The sequence below is a fragment of the Tenacibaculum piscium genome (assembly GCF_021390715.1).
Classification (GTDB): domain Bacteria; phylum Bacteroidota; class Bacteroidia; order Flavobacteriales; family Flavobacteriaceae; genus Polaribacter; species Polaribacter piscius.
The window spans coordinates 1-20,218 of the sequence record NZ_JAJGWT010000009.1 but is presented as its reverse complement, the minus strand read 5'-3'; the positions used below and the strand labels follow the sequence as shown (position 1 = coordinate 20,218).

14 protein-coding genes are annotated in these 20,218 nt (G+C 29.7%); 6 read left to right on the top strand and 8 right to left on the bottom strand.

All coding sequences use genetic code 11. The annotated features are described in order from the left end of the window. Positions 1–384 precede the first annotated feature (384 nt). The 7 genes from L0U77_RS09140 to L0U77_RS09110 form a co-directional block, all read right to left on the bottom strand. On the bottom strand, positions 385–2,004 hold the full coding sequence (locus L0U77_RS09140; RefSeq protein WP_233897169.1) for an RluA family pseudouridine synthase: 1,620 nt from the start codon (positions 2,002–2,004) through the stop codon (positions 385–387). 110 nt (positions 2,005–2,114) lie between these two features. Then, positions 2,115–3,887, bottom strand: a complete 1,773-nt coding sequence (locus tag L0U77_RS09135) for an AMP-dependent synthetase/ligase (protein WP_233897170.1) — start codon at positions 3,885–3,887, stop codon at positions 2,115–2,117. Between the two features lie 247 nt (positions 3,888–4,134). Beyond that, entirely contained in the window at positions 4,135–5,421 is a 1,287-nt protein-coding gene (thrC, locus tag L0U77_RS09130) for a threonine synthase (RefSeq protein ID WP_233897171.1), read from the bottom strand. Positions 5,422–5,486: 65 nt separating this feature from the next. Beyond that, a complete protein-coding gene (locus L0U77_RS09125; RefSeq protein WP_233901059.1) occupies positions 5,487–6,419 on the bottom strand; it encodes a homoserine kinase in 933 nt (310 codons plus the stop codon). A gap of 91 nt (positions 6,420–6,510) precedes the next feature. Next, positions 6,511–8,952, bottom strand: a complete 2,442-nt coding sequence (gene thrA / locus L0U77_RS09120) for a bifunctional aspartate kinase/homoserine dehydrogenase I (RefSeq protein WP_233901058.1) — start codon at positions 8,950–8,952, stop codon at positions 6,511–6,513. A gap of 285 nt (positions 8,953–9,237) precedes the next feature. Further along, positions 9,238–9,624 carry a YchJ family protein gene (locus L0U77_RS09115; protein WP_233897174.1) on the bottom strand — a complete coding sequence of 129 codons (387 nt, stop codon included), beginning with the start codon at positions 9,622–9,624 and terminating at the stop codon, positions 9,238–9,240. 7 nt (positions 9,625–9,631) lie between these two features. Continuing rightward, complete coding sequence (locus L0U77_RS09110) at positions 9,632–9,991, bottom strand: hypothetical protein (RefSeq protein WP_193700031.1); 360 nt, start codon at positions 9,989–9,991, stop codon at positions 9,632–9,634. 266 nt (positions 9,992–10,257) lie between these two features. On the opposite strand from L0U77_RS09110, the gene L0U77_RS09105 reads away from it, so the two are divergent. The 4 genes from L0U77_RS09105 to L0U77_RS09090 all read left to right on the top strand — a co-directional run bounded on the left by L0U77_RS09105 (position 10,258) and on the right by L0U77_RS09090 (position 16,293). Further along, a complete protein-coding gene (locus tag L0U77_RS09105) occupies positions 10,258–13,110 on the top strand; it encodes a TonB-dependent receptor (RefSeq protein ID WP_101917142.1) in 2,853 nt (950 codons plus the stop codon). 71 nt (positions 13,111–13,181) lie between these two features. Continuing rightward, on the top strand, positions 13,182–14,444 hold the full coding sequence (locus L0U77_RS09100) for a DUF5690 family protein (protein WP_198912857.1): 1,263 nt from the start codon (positions 13,182–13,184) through the stop codon (positions 14,442–14,444). Then, positions 14,434–15,591 (top strand): TIGR03364 family FAD-dependent oxidoreductase, encoded by a 1,158-nt coding sequence (locus tag L0U77_RS09095; protein WP_233901057.1) that lies wholly within the window; start codon positions 14,434–14,436, stop codon positions 15,589–15,591. Before L0U77_RS09100 ends, L0U77_RS09095 begins: the two co-directional genes overlap by 11 nt. 18 nt (positions 15,592–15,609) lie before the next feature. Beyond that, positions 15,610–16,293: a phosphonatase-like hydrolase gene (locus L0U77_RS09090; protein WP_420895226.1), complete on the top strand. Its 684-nt coding sequence runs from the start codon at positions 15,610–15,612 to the stop codon at positions 16,291–16,293. Between the two features lie 11 nt (positions 16,294–16,304). Here the strand turns inward: L0U77_RS09090 and L0U77_RS09085 are convergent, their stop codons facing one another. Next, on the bottom strand, positions 16,305–16,880 hold the full coding sequence (locus tag L0U77_RS09085; protein ID WP_101917140.1) for a helix-turn-helix domain-containing protein: 576 nt from the start codon (positions 16,878–16,880) through the stop codon (positions 16,305–16,307). Positions 16,881–17,308: 428 nt separating this feature from the next. Between L0U77_RS09085 and L0U77_RS09080 the strand changes: the two genes are divergently transcribed. Next, positions 17,309–17,812, top strand: a complete 504-nt coding sequence (locus tag L0U77_RS09080) for a c-type cytochrome (protein ID WP_193700029.1) — start codon at positions 17,309–17,311, stop codon at positions 17,810–17,812. 160 nt (positions 17,813–17,972) lie between these two features. Continuing rightward, positions 17,973–19,781, top strand: a complete 1,809-nt coding sequence (locus tag L0U77_RS09075) for a hypothetical protein (protein ID WP_233901055.1) — start codon at positions 17,973–17,975, stop codon at positions 19,779–19,781. Positions 19,782–20,218: the final 437 nt, after the last annotated feature.

The window sequence follows — 20,218 nt, the reverse complement described above, 5'->3', positions numbered from 1 at the left end:
GTTCTAAGAGCCTGTTTAAAAATTAAAGAAACTGTCAGTTCGAGTGATTTTTTTCCTTCAAAAAAATTGTATCGAGAACTTATTTAATAAAGTCAATTAAAATTTATCAATATAAAATAATTCAAATTCTCGATACAATTTTAATTCCTTTTAGAGCCTGTTTAAATTTCATCTGAAAAAAGGCAAGGGGTTAAAACCCCTTGTTAAAATGAGCTAAAAAAAGCTAAAAAATGTTGCAAATCAGGATGAGAAACTGAAATAAAATCCCTTTGACGCATTTTTATTTTTAAAACAAGGTGTTTCAACCCCTTGGCGTACTCTTTTGCCGTCATTTTTTGCCACTATTTTTTTTCAGATGAAATTTAAACAGGTTCTAAGAAATAATTAAAAAGGTGTAGGAGTTTCAAAAGTTACGATTTTTTTTGAAACAGGATGTATAAAGCTAATTTTTTGAGCGTGTAAATATAAGCGATTTGCTTTTTTTCCATATAAATCATCGCCAATAATGGGGGAATTTAAGCCTAAATAATGTGCCGAATGTACTCGTAATTGATGTGTTCTTCCTGTAATTGGATAAAAATAAACGTAGGTTTTAGCATTTTTAATTTTGATAATTTCCCATTTTGTAAGTGCTTTTTTTCCGTGAAGTTCACAAACCAATTGTTTAGGTCTATCTTCTAAATTGACTCTTAACGGCAAATTTATTTCGCCCTTTTCTTCGGATAAAACCCCATCTAAAACCGCTACATAACGCTTTTTAATTGTTTTGTTTATAAATTGTATTTGTAATTTTTTATATATTTCTAATGTTTTTGCAATCAGTAAAATTCCAGAAGTTTGCCTATCTAATCGATGAACGATCAAGGCATTTGGGTGTTTTTTTTGAATACGATTTTCCACTGAATCACTGATTTCTTTTCCAGCTACGGATAATAATCCTGTTGGTTTATTAATAGCGACTAAATAAGCATCTTCAAAAATAATTTCGAGTTCTGTCTTTCTGTCTTTCTGTGTGTCTTTTTTTGTATTTTCTTGATTCTCGAGAAGTAAAGGATTTTGATGCACTGCAATTCCTTGAAGCATGTGTTTTAAAATCGGTTTGCATTTTCCAGAACAAGCATCGTAATAATTTTTATGTTTTCGAACTGATGTCGCTAACGGGCTTCCCCACCAAAATTCCGCCATACAAATAGGAGTGAAGTTGTTTAAAAACGCATATTGTAATAATTTTGGCGCGCAACAATCGCCTGCTCCTGCGGGAATTTTTTGGGTTGAATTTTTAAAAATATCGGTTAAATTTTTTGTTTTTTTCTCAGCATTTAAAAACTGATATTGCTTAAATATTTCTTGCTGTCCTGATGCTGAAAGTTCTTTTCGTTGTTGTTTTAATTGCTCAATTTGCTGCTGAAAATCGGTGTATTTTTTTTCTAAAGGACGAATTTTATCTTTTAAATAAATTTGATATTCTCGCAGATAAAATTCTTCATTAATATTTTGTTGATTATCTTGTTTTGCTTCTAATTTTCTTAGTTGTCGTCTTTTTTTGAGGATTTTTTGTTCTTCTTGAAATAAATTTTCGTTAGATTTTTGCTGAATTAGGAAGTTTTTTTTAGTTTTTAGATACGCTGAATTATTTTCTAAAATTAAAATTTCCTGATTAATTTGATTGTTTACTTTTTCTGTTTGTAAGAAAATACCATTTTCTTTTAAGACATCATAAACGGGCGGAACAAATTGTTTGTGCTGTGTACTTTGAGCAATTTTTCCTGAAAAAGCACTTAAATAACCGATTTTATTTTGCTTGTTTTTAACGATTAAAACGCCAAACATTTTTCCTAAATCTTGAAAATTATGAGAAAAATCGGTTTGAATTTTTAAATATTCTTGTAGTTCTTCTGAAGCAATTTTGGCTAAAATATGCGGCGTATAATTATGAGGATAATCAAATTTTTCAGGAATTTCAATATTACTAATATCCGAAGTAAATTCAATAAATTTAGGCATAATTTTAAATAAAATAATAAATAAAAACAGAAAAAGTGTTGCTTATCACAACACTTTTTTAATATATTTTTTTGAGTACACTTTTGAAAAGTATATCAAATAATAAAAATTTAACTTCTATAAATTTTTTCGTATAAATCTTTATAAATTTCTTTAATAACGTTACGTTTCATTTTTAAAGTAGGGGTAAGGTGTCCTCCTTCTATAGACCATTCATCGGCAGTTAATTCAAACTTTTTAATGGTTTCCCATTTTCCAAAATGTGTATTACATAAAGCGACTTCTTTTTCAATACGATCAATAACTTGTTGATTTTTAATTAATTCTTCATTTGACTTTAATTCAATTCCATGTCTTAAAGCCCATTCTTTTACAAAATCAAAATTTGGTTGAATAAGAGCACATGCCATTTTTTCGCCTTCACCAATCACCATTACTTGTTCAATAAAACGAGATTCTTTTAATTCACCTTCTAATAATGGTGGAATAATATATTTTCCTCCTGAAGTTTTAAACATTTCTTTGGTACGTCCTGTAATTTTTAAGAAACCATCAGTATCTAATTCTCCTTTATCACCGGTATAAAAATAACCATCTTTTATAACTTCTGCAGTTTTTTCAGGATCTTTATAATAGCCTAACATTACGTTAGCACCTTTTACTAAAATTTCGCCACTATCAGCAAATTTTAAGTCGATTCCATCTAAAACTTTACCAACGGTTCCTATTCTAAAACCACCATCTCTAAGGTCATTTACACTAATTACAGGAGAGGTTTCGGTAAGTCCGTAGCCTTCCATAACAGGCATTCCAGCGGCGGTAAATAGTCTGGTTAATCGAGGTTGTAAGGCAGCTGAACCAGAAACCATTAATTTTAATTCACCTCCTAAAGCAGCTTGCCATTTAGAGAAAATGAGTTTACGAGCAATACTTAATTGTTTTTCGTACCACCAACCGTTCGCTCCGTATGGTTCATATTGAAGTCCTAAATCAATAGCCCAAAAGAATAATTTCTTTTTGATACCTGTTAAATCAGCTCCTTTGGCATAAATTTTATCGTAAATTTTTTCGTATAAACGAGGAACTGCCGTCATAACATGTGGCTTAATTTCTTGAGCGTTTTCACTTAGTTTTTCAATCGATTCTGCAAAATAAATAGAAACTCCACAATATTGATATAAGTATAAAATCATGCGTTCAAAAACATGACAAACAGGTAAAAAACTCAGTCCACGTTCTTGCCCATATGTTAATGGAACTCTTTTTTCACTCGCCAATACATTGGCAACAATATTACCGTGAGAAAGCATAACACCTTTAGGTTTTCCTGTAGTTCCAGATGTGTAAATTAAGGTTGCTAAACTATCAGAGGTAACCTTCTTTTTTCTCGCTTCTACTTGGCTTTGGTTGCTTGTATCTTCACCAAGTTTTAAAATTTCTTTCCAACTTTTTTCATTGGCAATAGCATCAAAAGTAAAAACACCTTTTAACTTTGTATTTCCTTTAATTTGATTTAATTTTTCTAAAACGGTTTCATCAGAAACAATACAATATGTTGATTCAGAATGATTTAAAACATACTCGTAATCTTCTTTTGAAATAGTTGGATAAATAGGTACATTTTGCGCACCAGTTTGTAAAATACCGATATCACAAATATTCCATTCTGTACGATTGCTTGAAGAAATTACCGCAATTTTATCATTCGGTTGTACGCCTAAACGTAGTAAACCTCTACTAATTGTATTGGCTTTATCAATATATTCTTGAGTAGAAATAGATTCCCATGTACCATTATATTTAGTGCTAAAAGCTTTATCTAAATTATAAGTTTCTTTCAAGTGATATGGGAAGTCAAAAAGACGGGTGATTTCAATCGACATAAAGTTGTTGTTTTTTTTGCGTATTGCAAATTAGGTAAATTCCATCGATTGTACAAATTTAATCTTACTGTTTGATTGTTAGTTTTTTATGGTTTTTTTAAGAGGTACTATTATTTTTAAAGCAATTTATTTTGAGCTATTTTTTACTTTTTGCTCTTATTTTTAGTCGAAAAGATAAAGAATTAAAAAACCGTTGGCTAATTTTTAAATAACCAACGGTTTAAAAAATAATTTTATGTGAAAAATATTACGAATTTAAAAAACTTTTTAAATCGTTATAAGTACTCATTTTTATAGTTGTTTTTTCTTTATCCATAACCGATTTAATCTGTTCAGGAATGGCAACAGTTATATCTAAAGTATTTTCAACAACCTCTAAAAATTTCACAGGATGTGCAGTTTCTAAGAAAATACACAAGGCATCTGCATTTGTTTTTTGATATTCTTTAGCTCCTAAATAACCAACAGCTCCATGAGGATCGGCAACATATCCACTATTTTTATGGATTAATTTCATAGCCTCACGAGTTTCATCATCAGAAAATGAATATGAAGAAAATGTGTTTTTTAAAGCTTCGATATTATTTTCAAAAATTTCTTGAATACGGATAAAATTACTAGGATTTCCAACATCCATAGCATTTGAAATAGTTGCTTTTGATGGTTTTGGAGTGTAAACTCCATCTTTTAAATAATTAGGAACGGTATCATTAATATTTGTTGAAGCAACAAAATGTTTAATAGGTAATCCTAACTTTTGAGCCATCATTCCTGCACAAATATTACCGAAATTTCCACTTGGTACAGAGAATACAACATCTTTTTGTTGCTTGTGTATTTGCTTATAAGCTAAGAAAAAGTAAAACATTTGCGGTAACCAACGAGCAACGTTAATTGAATTTGCAGAGGTTAAAGTACGGCTAATTTCAGCATCTAAAAAAGCTGTTTTTACCATGTCTTGACAATCATCAAAAACACCATTAACCTCTAAAGCAGTAATGTTTTTACCTAAAGTTGTTAATTGTTTTTCTTGTACATCACTTACTTTTCCGCTTGGATATAAAATAACAACGTCTACACCTTTTACATCTAAAAATCCATCGGCAACAGCACCACCAGTATCACCAGAAGTTGCCACTAATACAGTAAGTTGGTCGTTATTATTTCTATTAAAATAACCTAAACAGCGTGCCATAAAACGAGCACCAACATCTTTAAAAGCCATGGTAGGACCATGAAAAAGCTCTAAAGTTGCTACGTTTTCTTCAATAGAAACAACAGGGAAATCAAAAGAAAGTGTTTCTTTAATAATATTCTGTAAAACATCCTTAGGAATTTCATCGCCAACAAATTGTTTAATTGCTTCATAAGCAATTTCTTCATTAGAATAGTTATCAATATTTTTGATAAAATCAGAAGAAAGAGGTGTTATACTTTCAGGAAAATACAAACCTCTATCAGGAGCTAATCCGTTAACTACAGCATCTTGAAAACTAACGTTTGACGATTTTTTATTAAGACTATAATAATTCATTTTTATTTTTTTAATGTCATTTTAAATCAAACAAAATTACTTTGTTTATTTACGATAACGTTATTTTATTTAGTTTCTAAAATTTTGATTCCCTCAGTATTTATTTTTGATGAAAATAATGTGAAGTTAATATTTTTATCAGCATACGCATTTTGGATGGCTTTGTGTACTTTTTTAACAGCATCATCACCTTTACATAAAGCAAAAATAGTTGGTCCAGAACCTGAAATTCCAGCACCTAAAGCACCTGCTTTAATGGCTTCGCTTTTAACTAAATCAAAATTAGGAATTAAGTGTTTTCTGGCAGGTTCAACAATTACATCAGTTAACGAATTACTGATTAATTGATAATCATTTGTATATAAACCGCTTACTAATCCGCCAACATTTGCCCATTGAGTAACGGCATTTTTTAAAGATACGTTATCAGGTAAAACTTCACGAGCATCTTTAGTTTTTACTTCAATTTGTGGATGTATGGCAACTAATCGTAATTCGCTAGGTACAGGTAATTTTATGATTTCTAAAGGTTCATAACTTCGGATGAGCACAAAACCGCCATAAATAGCCGCCGAAACATTATCTGCAATTGGAGTACCGCAAGCAGCTTCTTCGCCTATCATAGAAAATTTTGTCAATTCTAATGTAGAAAAAGGCCTGTTTAGCAGTTCGTTTACACCAAAAGCAGCACCAGCTGAACTTGCTGCACTACTACCTAATCCACTTCCTGGAGAGAAACCTTTATGCATGGTTATTTCAATACCAAAATCAACAGGATGTTTTTCTAGCATTGCCAAAGCAACAACTCCTGCAGCATTTTTTGTTGGATCAAAACTTAAACCATCAGCACCTGTAATTGCTGTTATTTTTACGCCTTTTTCTATTGTTTTGGTAAAAGTCATTTCATCTCCCATGGTATCTACGGCTAATCCCATAGAATCGAATCCGCAAGAAACATTAGCAACTGTTGCTGGAGCAAATATTTTTATATATTCCATCTTTTTTTGCAATTAAAATCAACTAAAAAACAATAATAATCATTTTTTAGTTGATGTGTTTGTATGATTTTTTATTGATATAAAAATAATATTAACGATTTCCTATACGAATTACATCAGCAAAAATACCAGAAGCAGTAACATCTGCACCAGCTCCAGCACCTTTTATCAATAAAGGATTTACAGGATATCTATCAGTAAAAAATAACACAATATTATCACTTCCTTCTAAATTGTAAAAAGGATGATCGGCAGGAATGTGCTGTAAACCTACTTTAGCTTTACCCTCAGCAAATTCAGCTACATATTTTAAACGACAGTTTTTATCGTTAGCTTCTTTAAAAATATTTTGAAAATGAGCTTCAAATTCTGTTAAACTAGCGTAAAAATCATCATTATTAGTCGTGTTTAAACTTTTTTCAGGTAAAAAAGCATTATTATCAATATCAGATAATTCTAATTCATAACCACTTTCACGAGCTAATATTAATATTTTTCGAGCAACATCAACACCACTTAAATCAATTTTTGGATCAGGCTCTGTGTATCCTTCTTTTTGAGCTTTAGCAACAACATCATGAAAAGTAGTATTTTCATTAAAGTTATTAAAAACAAAATTTAAACTTCCAGATAAAACAGCTTGTATTTTTTGAACTCTATCACCAGAAGCAATTAAGTTTTTAAGTGTATCAATAACTGGTAAACCTGCGCCAACATTGGTTTCAAATAAAAATGGTGCATTATATTTTCTAGAAACAGCTTTTAATATTTTGTAGTTTTCTAAGCTAGATGCACACGCTATTTTATTACAAGTAACTACGGCAATACTATTGCGTAAATACTGTTCATATATTTCAGATACTTGCTGATTTGCTGTATTATCTACAAAAACAGCGTTACGTAGGTTATAATCTTTTGTTTTATTGAAAAAATCATCTAAAGTAGCAGGTTCTCCGTTATTTAAAGCATCTTTCCAATTATTTAAATCGATACCATTGGTATCAAAAGTCATTTTTTTAGAGTTTGCGATACCAATCACTCTAACTTTCATTTTTAAATGTTCTTTCAAATACTTTTTTTGCTGATGTATTTGTGCTAAAAAGCGTTCACCAACATTTCCAACACCTGTTACAAATAAATTCAGTTGTTTTAATTTTTCTTCAAAAAACTGCTCGTGCAAGGTATTTAATCCTTTTTTAGCATCTTTACTATCGATAACTGCCGAAATATTTTTTTGAGAAGCACCTTGAGCAATTGCTCTAATATTTACGTTATTTCTTCCTAAAGCGCTAAACATTTGTCCGCTTAATCCTTGGTGATTTTTCATGTTATCGCCCACCAATGCTAAGATAGCCAAGCCTTGTTCAACAATAACGGGTTTTATTTTTTTGCGTTCAATTTCAATTTCAAAAGCATCATTAATTGCTTTGGTTGCTTTTTGAGCATCTTGATCGTAAATTCCAACGCAAATCGAATGTTCCGAAGAAGCTTGGGTTATTAAAACTACGCTAATATCTTGGTTCGAAAGTGTTTCAAACAAGCGTTTTGAAATCCCTGATACGCCAATCATTCCTGTACCTTCTAGGGTTAACAGGGTAATATCTTCAATATGGCTAATTCCTTTTACAAGGTTGGTGCTTTTTACATCTTTTGCAATTAAAGTACCTGGATTACTTGGCTCAAAAGTATTTTTGATAACAATAGGAATTTCCTTTTCGAGTGCAGGTTGTATGGTTGGTGGGTAAATAACTTTTGCGCCAAAATGTGATAATTCCATAGCTTCTTGATACGAAATTTCAGGAATCGGAAAGGCTTGTTTTACAATACTTGGGTTTGCGGTGTACATTCCGCTTACGTCTGTCCAAATTTGAAGTTCGTTTGCTTGTAACGCTGCCGCATAAATAGCTGCTGTATAATCAGAACCACCTCTTCCTAAAGTAGTGGTTAAGCCATTTTCAGATTTGGCAATAAAACCTGGTAAAACCGTAACTTGATGCGGGTTATTTTTAAAAAAATCTTGACAGTTTTTATTGGTAATAGCGAAATTTACTTGTGCTTTATCAAAAACATTAGAAGTAATAATAAGCTCTCTACTATCTTTATAACTAGCATTTAAAGTGTTTTTAGCAACTTCAGAAATTATATAAGATGATAAACGCTCACCAAAACCACTAATAGTAGCCATTGTTTTTGGCGTAACTTCACTTAGTAAAAAACAACCTTCTAATAAAGTTTGTAATTGATTAAATAAGGTGTTTACTTTTTCTTGAACCTCTGATTGCTTTTCTTTAAAAATTAAATCGGAAATTACCTGTGTATGATGCTCGGTAACTTCGTTAAAAAGTACAATATACGATGGGTCATTATTGGCAGCTTTGTTTGCTGCGGCAATTAATTTATTAGTCGTTTTTCCAAATGCAGAAACCACAACAGCTACTTTATCTTTTGCTGAAGCAGCTGAAACGATTTGAATTACTTTTTGAATGTTTTCACTATTAGCGACTGATGAGCCTCCAAATTTTAAAATTTTCATCTTAAAAAAATGTTTTTAATGTTTTAATAATAGAATAAAAAATATAAGTTGTTATTTACCTGTTTTTCAAGTATTTGAAAAATATAAATAGAATCGGAATGATATGTATAAAAATAACCCCTAAAGGGTAATAATGATGGTAGAAATAATAGTGCCAACAGAATTTATCGTAGGAGCTACGATAGGTAAAGAAGTGATATTTGTTCTGTTGTTTAACACGGTGTCAAATATAAACTTTTTTTAAAAAGAATCTATATCTTTTATCCTTTTTTATCCAAAAAATATTTATTTTCCTATTAAATATACCCAATGATTATCTTCTTTACAGAAAGAAGAATTCTCTTTTATGCTATTAATTTTATTATTTTCTTTGAAAAAAGCTTCAAATGTTACATTTCCTATAATGTCGGAAGCTGCACCTTTATTTGTATTGATGATTTCTAATTTAACCCAAGCAACAGATTTTGTCCAAAGTAAAATTTCTTTATTTTCTTCTTTCGATGGGCGAGTACTTGAATGATGGCTTTTATGTAAATAATCGACATTAGCTAAGGCAAAAGCACTGTATCGTGAGCGCATTAATTGTTCTGCAGTTAAAACATCTTGAATGTTTTTATGTGCTATTTCACAACAATCAGTATAATTTTTGTTTGGGTTACAAGGACATTTCATAGTATTATTAATTTAAGTGAGTATTTTCTGTATCAATTCTAAAACAACGTTCTTTTCCTAAAAATAGTGGGTTTCCATGTTTTTCAGACCAAAATCCATCTAAAATATCTTTAGAAATGCATCTGTAAACCACAACTCCTTTATAAGTATTGTTATCTTCTCCTTTATAGTTAAAATTGATAACTAATATATTATCATTAAAAAAACCTGAACCAGTTTGTTCTTGTTCATTATTGATGAACCATTTAGCAACTATTCGATTATTCATATCAAGTTGTAAAGAAAGTACTCCTTTATAAGAATGTTTTTCTGCATCTTGGTTATTACCAATTATAGTATAACTACCCACTAAGTCTTGTATTATCATTATTGTATTAATAAGTGTAAAATTACTATAGTTTATGTAGCGTACAAAAGTACGAACTAATTATATGATTTATTTTAACAGGCGTAACTTTATGTAAAAAAGCTAATATTAGAATTGTTAATTTAAAGAATATAATTACTTAATTAACAATTATCTAACATTAAAATATCTTTTTATAAAAGTTTTCTTAACTTTTAAAAGTTTACAAATAGTAAAAAAATAGCGTGATTTGTATCAGGTAATTTAACTATTGTAAAACTAAACAAATGAATAATTTTAAACTTTTATTAAATACGATACTAATTCTCTTTATTAGTAATGCTGTTTTTTCACAAGAATCAATTATTACAGGGATTATAACTGATGGTAATTTTCCGTTACCAGGAGCTAGTGTTTCGGTAGCAGAAACGACAAAAGGAGTCTACACAGATTTTGATGGTAAATTTGTGATAAATAAAATGAAAAATGGGACCATAAAATTAGAAATTTCTTATATCGGTTTTCAAACAAAAATAGTAGACGTTTCTATTATTGGTAGTGCTAGTAAAAATATAGGTGTAGTTGCGTTATTACCATCTTCACAAGCATTAAAGGAAGTTGTTATTAATGTAGGATCAAGAAGAAATAGTGAAGCGAAAGCTTTAAGTATTCAAAAAAGATCAATGAGTATAATGAATGTGATTGCTTCGGATGGTATTGGTAAATTACCAGATCGTAATGCAGCCGAAACAGTACAACGTATTCAAGGTTTATCTATTGAAAGAGATCAAGGTGAAGGACGTTTTGTATCCGTAAGAGGATTGCCTCCTTTTTGGACATCAACAACTATTAATGGAAATAGACTTCCAACAGCCGAAGAAGAAACGACTTCACGTGCAACGGCTTTTGATTTTTTTCCATCAGAATTAATTTCATACGTACAAGCAGCTAAAGCATATACGCCTGATATGGAATCAGACGGTATTGGTGGAGGTGTAAACTTTATCACACAAACAGCACCAGCTAAAAAACTTTTAAATGTAAATATTGGTGGAGGTTTTAATGAAAAATCGGGTGAACCAATTTACAATGCTTCTTTAACCATTGGTAACAAAAGTAAAGATGGTAAATTCGGATATATCGTAAACGGTTCTTATTGGAATAGAAGTTGGGGTACTGATAATTTTGAAGCACGTAGAAAAGGAGACGAAGGTGTTTTTAGAATGGAATTAAGAGATTATAATGGGGTAAGAATTACTACTGGTATAAATGCAGCGATGGAATATAATTTTACACCTGCTCATAAAATGTATTTTAGAGGAGTTTATGGAACTTTATCGGATACTGAAGAACATTATAAACATAGAATTCGTTTTGATAAATTCGATTCAGGAACAAGTACTACAAGAGTAGAATTACAAAATATACATAACGAATTAATTACAGAGCTTTTTGGAAAAGAAATAGGAGGAAGACATCTTGTTGAAAATGGAAAATTCGATTGGAGTATTGCTTCTTATGCTAATGAATTTAGATACGGAAATACGCCAACAGCTCAAGATAAAAGTTATTTTGTTGTAAAGTTTAAGCAAGATGGTGTCGGTATAAATTCAAATTATTTAGATAATCGTTCTAAAGAAAATGGAGGAGCTGGTGATGATAGAGCTTATTGGAAAGCAGACGGTGGAAAATTAGATTATAATGATACCGATGCTTTATTTGGATTTTTTAGCGATTCTAAATTTAAAATGGATGCAACTCAAATGAAGTTTTCAGATTTAGAATTATATAAAATATCAATAAAAGAAAGAGATAACATTGTATCCTCATTAAATTATGAACATACTGTTAATGATAACTTCAAAATTAAAGTAGGAACTAAATATAGAGATAAAGATCGTAGAGCAACTTTTGAAGATTTATACTACGGATGGAATGGCGCAGGAGAAACTCCAATGTTATCAGATTCTTCTCAATATATTATTGAACAACCAGGTCGCGCAGACTATTTAAATGAAATGGGTTCTAATATTCAATCAACTTTTGGACCTGTTTTATCTACTCAAGGAATGAATAATTTTTGGACATCAAACAAAGAAAATTTAAGTGTTTTAGAAGATGATTCATCAGCTTTACAATATAATAGTGGATTAGGAAGAAATTTTGATGTTGATGAAACTCATTTATCTTTTTATGGTATGGGAACTTTAAAATCTTCTGAAAAGTGGACTATTTTAGGAGGATTAAGAGCAACGAAAACTGAAACAAAAGTATCAGGATATGTTGTTGAAAATGATGCTTTGAAAAAATCAATAAAGACTAAAAAATATTGGGCAGTATTACCAATGTTACATGTTAAATATTCTCCTCAAAGAGATTTAAATATCCGTTTTGCAGCAACAAGAAGTTTTTCAAGACCTAATTTTGGAGATATTTCTCCATCAGGAACTTTTATTTCTTATGATAATGAATTTAAAGGAGGGAATCCGGATTTAAATCCAACGTTTTCATGGAATTTTGATTTATTAGGAGAATATTATTTCCAAAATGTTGGTGTTATCAATGCAGGTGTTTTTTATAAATCGATTACAGATATTATTTATAATGATACCTATCAAGGAACTTATAACGGAAAAGAAGGTGTTGAATTTACAACTCCTGTAAACGGAGGAGCAGCATCATGGATTGGTGGTGTAGAATTAGGAATTAACAGACGTTTTGATTTCTTACCAGGCTTTTTAAAATATTTTGGAACACAATTAAACGCTACGTTTATGGATTCTGAAATGACAAAAGCAAGTGGTAGAAAAGTAGCGATGGCTTATCAAGCGGGTAGTTTATTTAATGCACAGTTATTTTTTGAAAAAGGTGGATTTAATACTCGATTAGCTTTTAATCATAAAGGAAAATATGCGATTGCTTACGGTGAAAGAGATATTGATGATGTGTATTACGGAAAATATAATACGTTAGATTTTTCAGCATCTTATCAAATAGGAAAAAAATGGACAATATATACTGATTTCAATAATATTTTAAATAACCCCCTTATTTATCATTACGGTAAAAGCCAAGACCGCCCGAAACAAGTAGAATACTACGGTGTTAAAGGAAACATTGGTGTTAAGTTTAGTCTTTAAGTATTTTGAATTAAACGCGGAAGTAGGCTCTCAAGAAATTGAGAGCTAAATTCTGTCAAAAAAAAGAACTCATGCGTTTACGTTTTTTATTACAAGCCTCGATAGCGGCATTTGGTACTTATTTCTGTATGTACGCTTTTAGAAAGCCTTTTACGGTAGCAACATTTGAAAACTTAGCTTTTTGGGGAGTTGATTATAAAATTTTATTAATCGTAGCTCAAGTGATTGGCTATACATTATCAAAATTTATAGGTATAAAAGTAATTTCAGAAATGAAATCATATAAAAGGATGCTTTATTTAGTTGGTTTTATTTTTTCAGCAGAATTAGCATTGTTAGGTTTTGCTGTTATTCCAGCACCTTATAATATTCTCTTTTTATTTTTAAACGGATTACCATTAGGAATGATTTGGGGAATTGTATTTTCTTATCTAGAAGGAAGAAAAGCTACCGAATTATTAGGAGTAATCTTATCCTCTAGTTTTATAGTTTCCTCAGGAGCTGTTAAAACAATAGGGAAAATGGTGTTAGATAAATTTCAGTTTGATGAATATTGGATGCCATTTATTACAGGATTATTTTTTATACTTCCATTATTATTTTTTGCCTGGATGTTAGAAAAATTACCACCACCAACAACCGAAGATCAATTATTAAAAGCAGTAAGAAATCCATTAAATAAACAAGAAAGAAAGCTGTTGTTTAAAAAATACGCATTGCCTTTAACTTTCATTGTATTTTTCTTTATGTTATTAACATCAATTAGAGATTTTAGAGACAATTTTGCCAGAGAAATATGGGATTCTTTAGGCTATACAGATGCCTCTATTTATAGTATTTCTGAAATACCAATAGCGATTATTGTATTGGTTGTTTTAGGGATGATAGGCAGTGTTACTAAAAATTATAAAGCCTTTATGTATTATCATTATGTGTTGATTATTGGATGTATTTCAATTTTGGTATCAACATATTTATATCAACAACAAGTTATTACACCATTAGTTTGGATGGTCGTTTCAGGAATAGGATTGTACAGTTGTTACGTACCTTTTAACGGAATTTTCTTTGATAGAATGATTGCAACTTTTAAAATTAACGGAAACGTAGGCTTCTTAATTTACATAGCCGATGCCTTCGGATATTTAGGAAGCATTCTGATTCTTCTTTATAAAAATTTTGGAAAAGGAGATATTTCTTGGCTTTCCTTTTTTACACAAGCATTATATTTTCTAGCATTTATAGGATTAGCAATAACAATTTATTGCTTTCAGTTTTTTAAAAACAAATACAAAAAACCAGTACAATTAAAAGATTTAGTATATGAACAATAAGTATGATTTAATAGTTATAGGTGGAGGAGTTTTAGGAACTTTTCATGCTTTTCACGCAGCAAAAAAAGGGTTATCAGTAGCTATTTTAGAAAGAGATAGTAAGCCTCAAGGAGCAACGGTTCGTAATTTTGGACAAGTAGTACCTTCAGGAATGAATCAAAAATGGCAAAATTATGGAAGAGAAAGTTTAGCTATTTATAAAGATATTCAAAGTCAGTTTGATGTTACAATTCGTCAAAATGGTACGGTTTATTTAGCTTCTAATGATGAAGAGGTTCAGTTAATTGAAGAATTGCATCAAATTAATAAAAACAATAATTATACTTCAAATCTATTAACAAAGGCACAATGTTTAGATAAATATGCAGGATTACGTGCAGATTATTGTAAAGCAGGATTGTTTTTTCCTGAAGAAGTAACCGTAGAGCCAAAAACGATGATTCATCGTTTACATTCTTTTTTATCCGCAGAAAAAAATATTGAAATTCATTACAATACAACTGTAATTAATACGGAAGAAATAAATAATGAAGTAGTGATAACATCTTCAATAGGTGTGTTATATAAAGCATCAAAAGTTATTATTTGTAATGGGGTAGATTTTAAAACGTTGTATCCATCAATTTATAATAATAGTGATTTAGTAGTTGCTAAATTACAAATGATGCAAACCAAACCTCAAAAAAATTACACTTTAGATGGTTCTATTTTAACAGGTTCAACAATCCGAAGGTATGAGGCTTTTGAAGAATGTGCTTCTTGGGATCAAATTAAAGCAAAAGAAGATCCTGATAGTTTTCAAAAAAAATATGGAGTTCATATTTTATTTAAACAAGCTACAGATGGTTCGGTAATCTTAGGAGATTCTCACGAATATGCAACTGCAAAAAATAGCGATGATTTAGGTTTTGACTTAAATGAAGATATTGATAATTATATGATTGCAGAAGCTAAAAAAATAATAGACTTACCTACTTACGATATTCAATATAAATGGGCAGGTTTTTACAGTCAATGTAAAGAAAAAGATATTTTTGAATATGCCGTAAGTGATAATGTGCATGTTGTAACAGGTATCGGTGGAAAAGGAATGACAGGGAGTGCTGGGTTTTCAAAAGAAAATATCAATAAAATATTTAATAAATAACAAATAATAATGATGATGATGAGCGAAACAAAGAGAAAAATAGACATGGTTGTTTTTGATATGGCAGGAACAACAGTGGATGAACAAAATGTAGTTTATAAAACATTGCATAAAGCAATTGTAGCCGCTAATGTTGAGGTGTCTTTAGAAACGGTTTTAGAGTATGGAGCAGGAAAAGAAAAACACAAAGCAATTAAAGATGTTTTAACACATTTAAAGTCTGATAAATTAAAAGATTCTCAAATTATTTTTGATAATTTTAAAAAATTGTTAACAGTTGCGTATGCCACTTTAGAAGTAAAACCGATAAAAGGAGTTGAAAATGTATTGCTAAATTTACGATCGGAAGGTATAAAAGTAGTTCTAAATACAGGGTATGATAGAAAAACAGCTACTTTATTATTAGATAAATTAAAGTGGGATGAAAAAATACATTATGATGCTTTAATTACAGCAAGCGATGTTGTAAACGGGCGTCCGCACCCAGATATGATATTTCAAGCTATGGAATTATTAGGGGTTACCGATGCTTCAAAAGTTTTAAAAGCAGGTGATTCTGCTATTGATATTGAAGAAGGAAAAAATGCAGGCTGTGGAATTACAGTCGGTGTTTTATCAGGAGCACAAACAAAAGCACAATTAGAAAAAGAAAAACCAACGTATATTTTAGAATCGTTGGTAAATTTAAAAGATATTTTATAAGAATAAGAAATTTAACTAGCATCAATAAAAAAATACAGCACAAGCATTGTACAGTCTTGTGCTGTATGATTAAAAGGTACGTGAGGTATTTTTCCATTAAAATATAACGAATCACCTTTATTTACAACAATTTCATCTTCACCAATATAGTATGTACAACTTCCGCTAATAATATATTTAAATTCCCAAGCATCAGTAACTACTTTTTCTCTTTTAGAATTTGGGTTTATATTTAAAATAACAGCTTCAAAACCCATGGCAGATAAACTTTTACTAAAAATATGATTGTAAGTAAATCCTTCCGCTTCAACTTCTTTTTCAATTAATTGCTGTTGTTCTTTTGATATATGAATATATTTTCTTGATTGAGAATTTTCTATATCTTTAAAAAAAGTACTAACATCAATTTTTAAAGCATTTATTAACTCTAATAAAACAGGTAAAGAAGGTATTGTTCTTCCATTTTCTATTCGAGAAATTAAGCCATTCGATACACCTGCGTTTGAAGCAACTTCGCTAATAGTCAATTTTTGTTCTTTTCTGATGATTTTGATGCGTTTACCAATACCAATTAAAAAATTATTCATGCTTTTTTCTGCTAAAATAAGGCTTTTTGTTATTTTAAAATTTTTACAAGCTCTTTTCGTATCAATAAAGCGTGTTTTTTATTGATATAACTATCATTTAGTTGATGTGTATTTATATTAAAAAATAATTTATATTAAAATAATTTATTTTTATTCTAAATAACAGTATGTTTTTTTATGATATTTATCATATATGTAATAAAAATAATCATTTTCAATAATTATAGGAATAGTGTTACTGTTTAATTATATAATGTAAAATTAATATTCTTTAAAGAAAAAATATTTTACAGCTGATAACATTTTGTTATCTTTTTATGACATTTGTCATGTTTTTAAGGAATCGAGTTTTTTAAATTTGAGGTACGAAAGCGTAAATAAGTAGCTAAAAAAATCAAAAATTAACAAATACTATAAAACAAAATCAGATGAAATTACAAAACGTATTTTTAGTACTATTAGTAGCATTATTTATGAGTTGTGGCGGAAAAGAGAAAAAAGCGCCTTCATATAGCTCTGGAAAAACAGTAACAAAAGCAGTTGAAAAAACAGTTGAAAAAGCACCTGAAAAGAAGGTAGAAAAACCAGGGATTATCGATTTAAAAAATAAAGGAATTGGTCCTGTAAAATCGTTAGAACTTGCCACAACTATTGATAAGGCAATGGCTGAAAAAGGAAAATCAGTATTTAAAAACAAATGTTCTTCTTGTCATAAAGCAAGTAAGAAATTTATTGGGCCAAGTCCTGCGGGAATCTTAGAAAGACGTTCGCCTGAATGGGTAATGAATATGATTTTAAATCCTGAAGAAATGCTTAAAAAAGATCCTATCGCTAAAGAGTTATTAGTGAAATTTAAAGGCGTTCCAATGGCAAATCAGCATTTAACAAAAGAAGATGCAAGGCAAGTTTTAGAATATTTTAGAACAATATAAATTATCTTTTTTAGATTTAAAAAATAAAACCTTTTCAATATAGTTGCAATTTTGTAGCTTTTTTGAAAAGGTTTTTTGTGTTTTTTTTGTATGATATTTATCATATGATACTATTTTAGATACTAATAGCTTGCGTTTTTTAAACTATAATATATAAAGTATGTTAAAAACACATTCATTTCATATTCCAGTGATGGGAATTGGATTCACCATAGATTCGCCCTTAAAAGTTTCGAGATTCGGAATAGACTCTGTTATTTCGTTAGTTGATGATATTTTGTTGGAAAAAATACGAAAAATGTATTCTTTAAAATTTAAAATTCCATACGATGAAATCACCGAAAAAATGGAAGATTTTAGAGCAGAAAGAGTTACTTCTTATTTGAATTTGATGAAAACACTTTCTGAAGAAAAATTTGAAGAATTTAAAAAGAATATCACGCAAACAAAACAAGATATTACGGCATTTTTTGAAGACCTTCCAGATTCATCATCATTAAAACAAGAGTTTTTAAAAGTAACAAGTACTAATTTTGATGTTAAAAAAGTTGCTGATTGGTTAAAAGAAAATTTATCAATGGGGCAAATTGATGTAAATATCATGACCAAAATTGATAAAGATAATTATCAAAAAGATGAAAAATTAGGCATTGAATATAACGATGCACATGCCGCTTTAAGAGGTTTTGCAAATAGTGATATTAATTCATCAGTCGTTTTTTCTGCAGGAATGAATCCTCGATTATATGCTTATTTAGAACGTTTTAAAGATTTTTATCCTGACGAAAAAGGTGCTATTAAAAAAAGAATTATTCTAAAAGTAAGTGATTATCGTTCTGCATTAATTCAAGGGAAATTTTTGGCGAAAAAAGGAATTTGGGTATCAGAATATCGTATCGAATCGGGCTTAAACTGTGGCGGACACGCTTTTGCAACCGATGGTTATTTATTAGGACCTGTTTTAGAAGAATTCAAAATCAAACGAAAAGAATTGCATGAATCAATTCAAAGTTTACTTTTTAACGCCTTAAAACAAAAAGAATATACAATTCCAACACAAGATTTAACCTTTAAAATTTCGGCACAAGGAGGCGTAGGAACTGCCGATGAACATCAGTTTTTATTGGAGCATTATAATATTGATTCAGTAGGCTGGGGAACGCCTTTTTTATTAGTTCCAGAAGCAACAACGGTTGATAAACAAACACTCCATAAATTAATTAAAGCCAAAGAAGACGATGTTTATTTAAGTGATATTTCTCCGTTAGGCGTGCCATTTAATAATTTAAAAGGAAATACAAAAGACCAAGAAAAAGCCTCAAATATCGCTAAAGGAAGACCTGGAAGTGCCTGTCCAAAGAAATTTGTCGCCTTAAATAAAGAATTTAATGAAAAAGGTGTTTGTACGGCATCAAGGCAATTTCAACATCTGAAAATTAAAGAATTAGATACCGAAAAATTATCAAAAAAAATATCAAAAGAAGAGTATACTGAAAAATTCAACAAAATAACCGAAAAAAGTTGTACCTGTGTTGGTTTAGGAACTTCCGCTTTATTAGCCTACGATTTAGATACCAAAACCGAAGGTGCTGGAGTGTCGGTTTGCCCTGGACCAAATATCGCTTATTTCTCTAAAATGATGAGTTTAAACGAAATTACAAAGGCAATTTACGGACAATCTAAAAACGTAACGACTAATGAAAGACCTAATTTTTTCATCAAAGAATTAACAATTTATATCGATTTTTTAAAGAAAAAAGTAAAAGAAACCACCGCGGAAGCTTCTCTAAAAGAAATTAAATATCTAAAAACATTTGCTAAAAATTTGCAAGAAGGTGTCGCGTATTATCAACAATTATTTGATAAAGAATATCAAAATGCCATGACATATTCACCAACTATTTTAGCCGATTTGAAACTAAATGAACAAAAAATAAATAATCTAAGTTTGGCAATTTTAACCCTATAAAAATTATAATTTATTTTATGATAATAAAATAAATAAAAAACTATCATTCGAGTGATTCTTTTTGAATAAAAACCACCTGAACTGATAGTTTTTTTATTGATTTAAATTATTATTTCTTAGAGGCTGTTTAAAAATTAAAGAAACTGTCAGTTCGAGTGATTTTTTTCCTTCAAAAAAATTGTATCGAGAACTTTTTTAGCATCAAAATTCATCAAGATAAAATAATTCAAATTCTCGATACAATTTTAATTCCTTTTAGTCATTAAAATCACTCGAATTGACAGTTTCTTTAATTTTTAAACAGCCTCTAAGAAATAATAATTTAAATCAATAAAAAAACTATCAGTTCAGGTGGTTTTTATTCAAAAAGAATCACTCGAATGATAGTTTTTTATTTATTTTATGATAATAAAATAAATAAAAAACTATCATTCGAG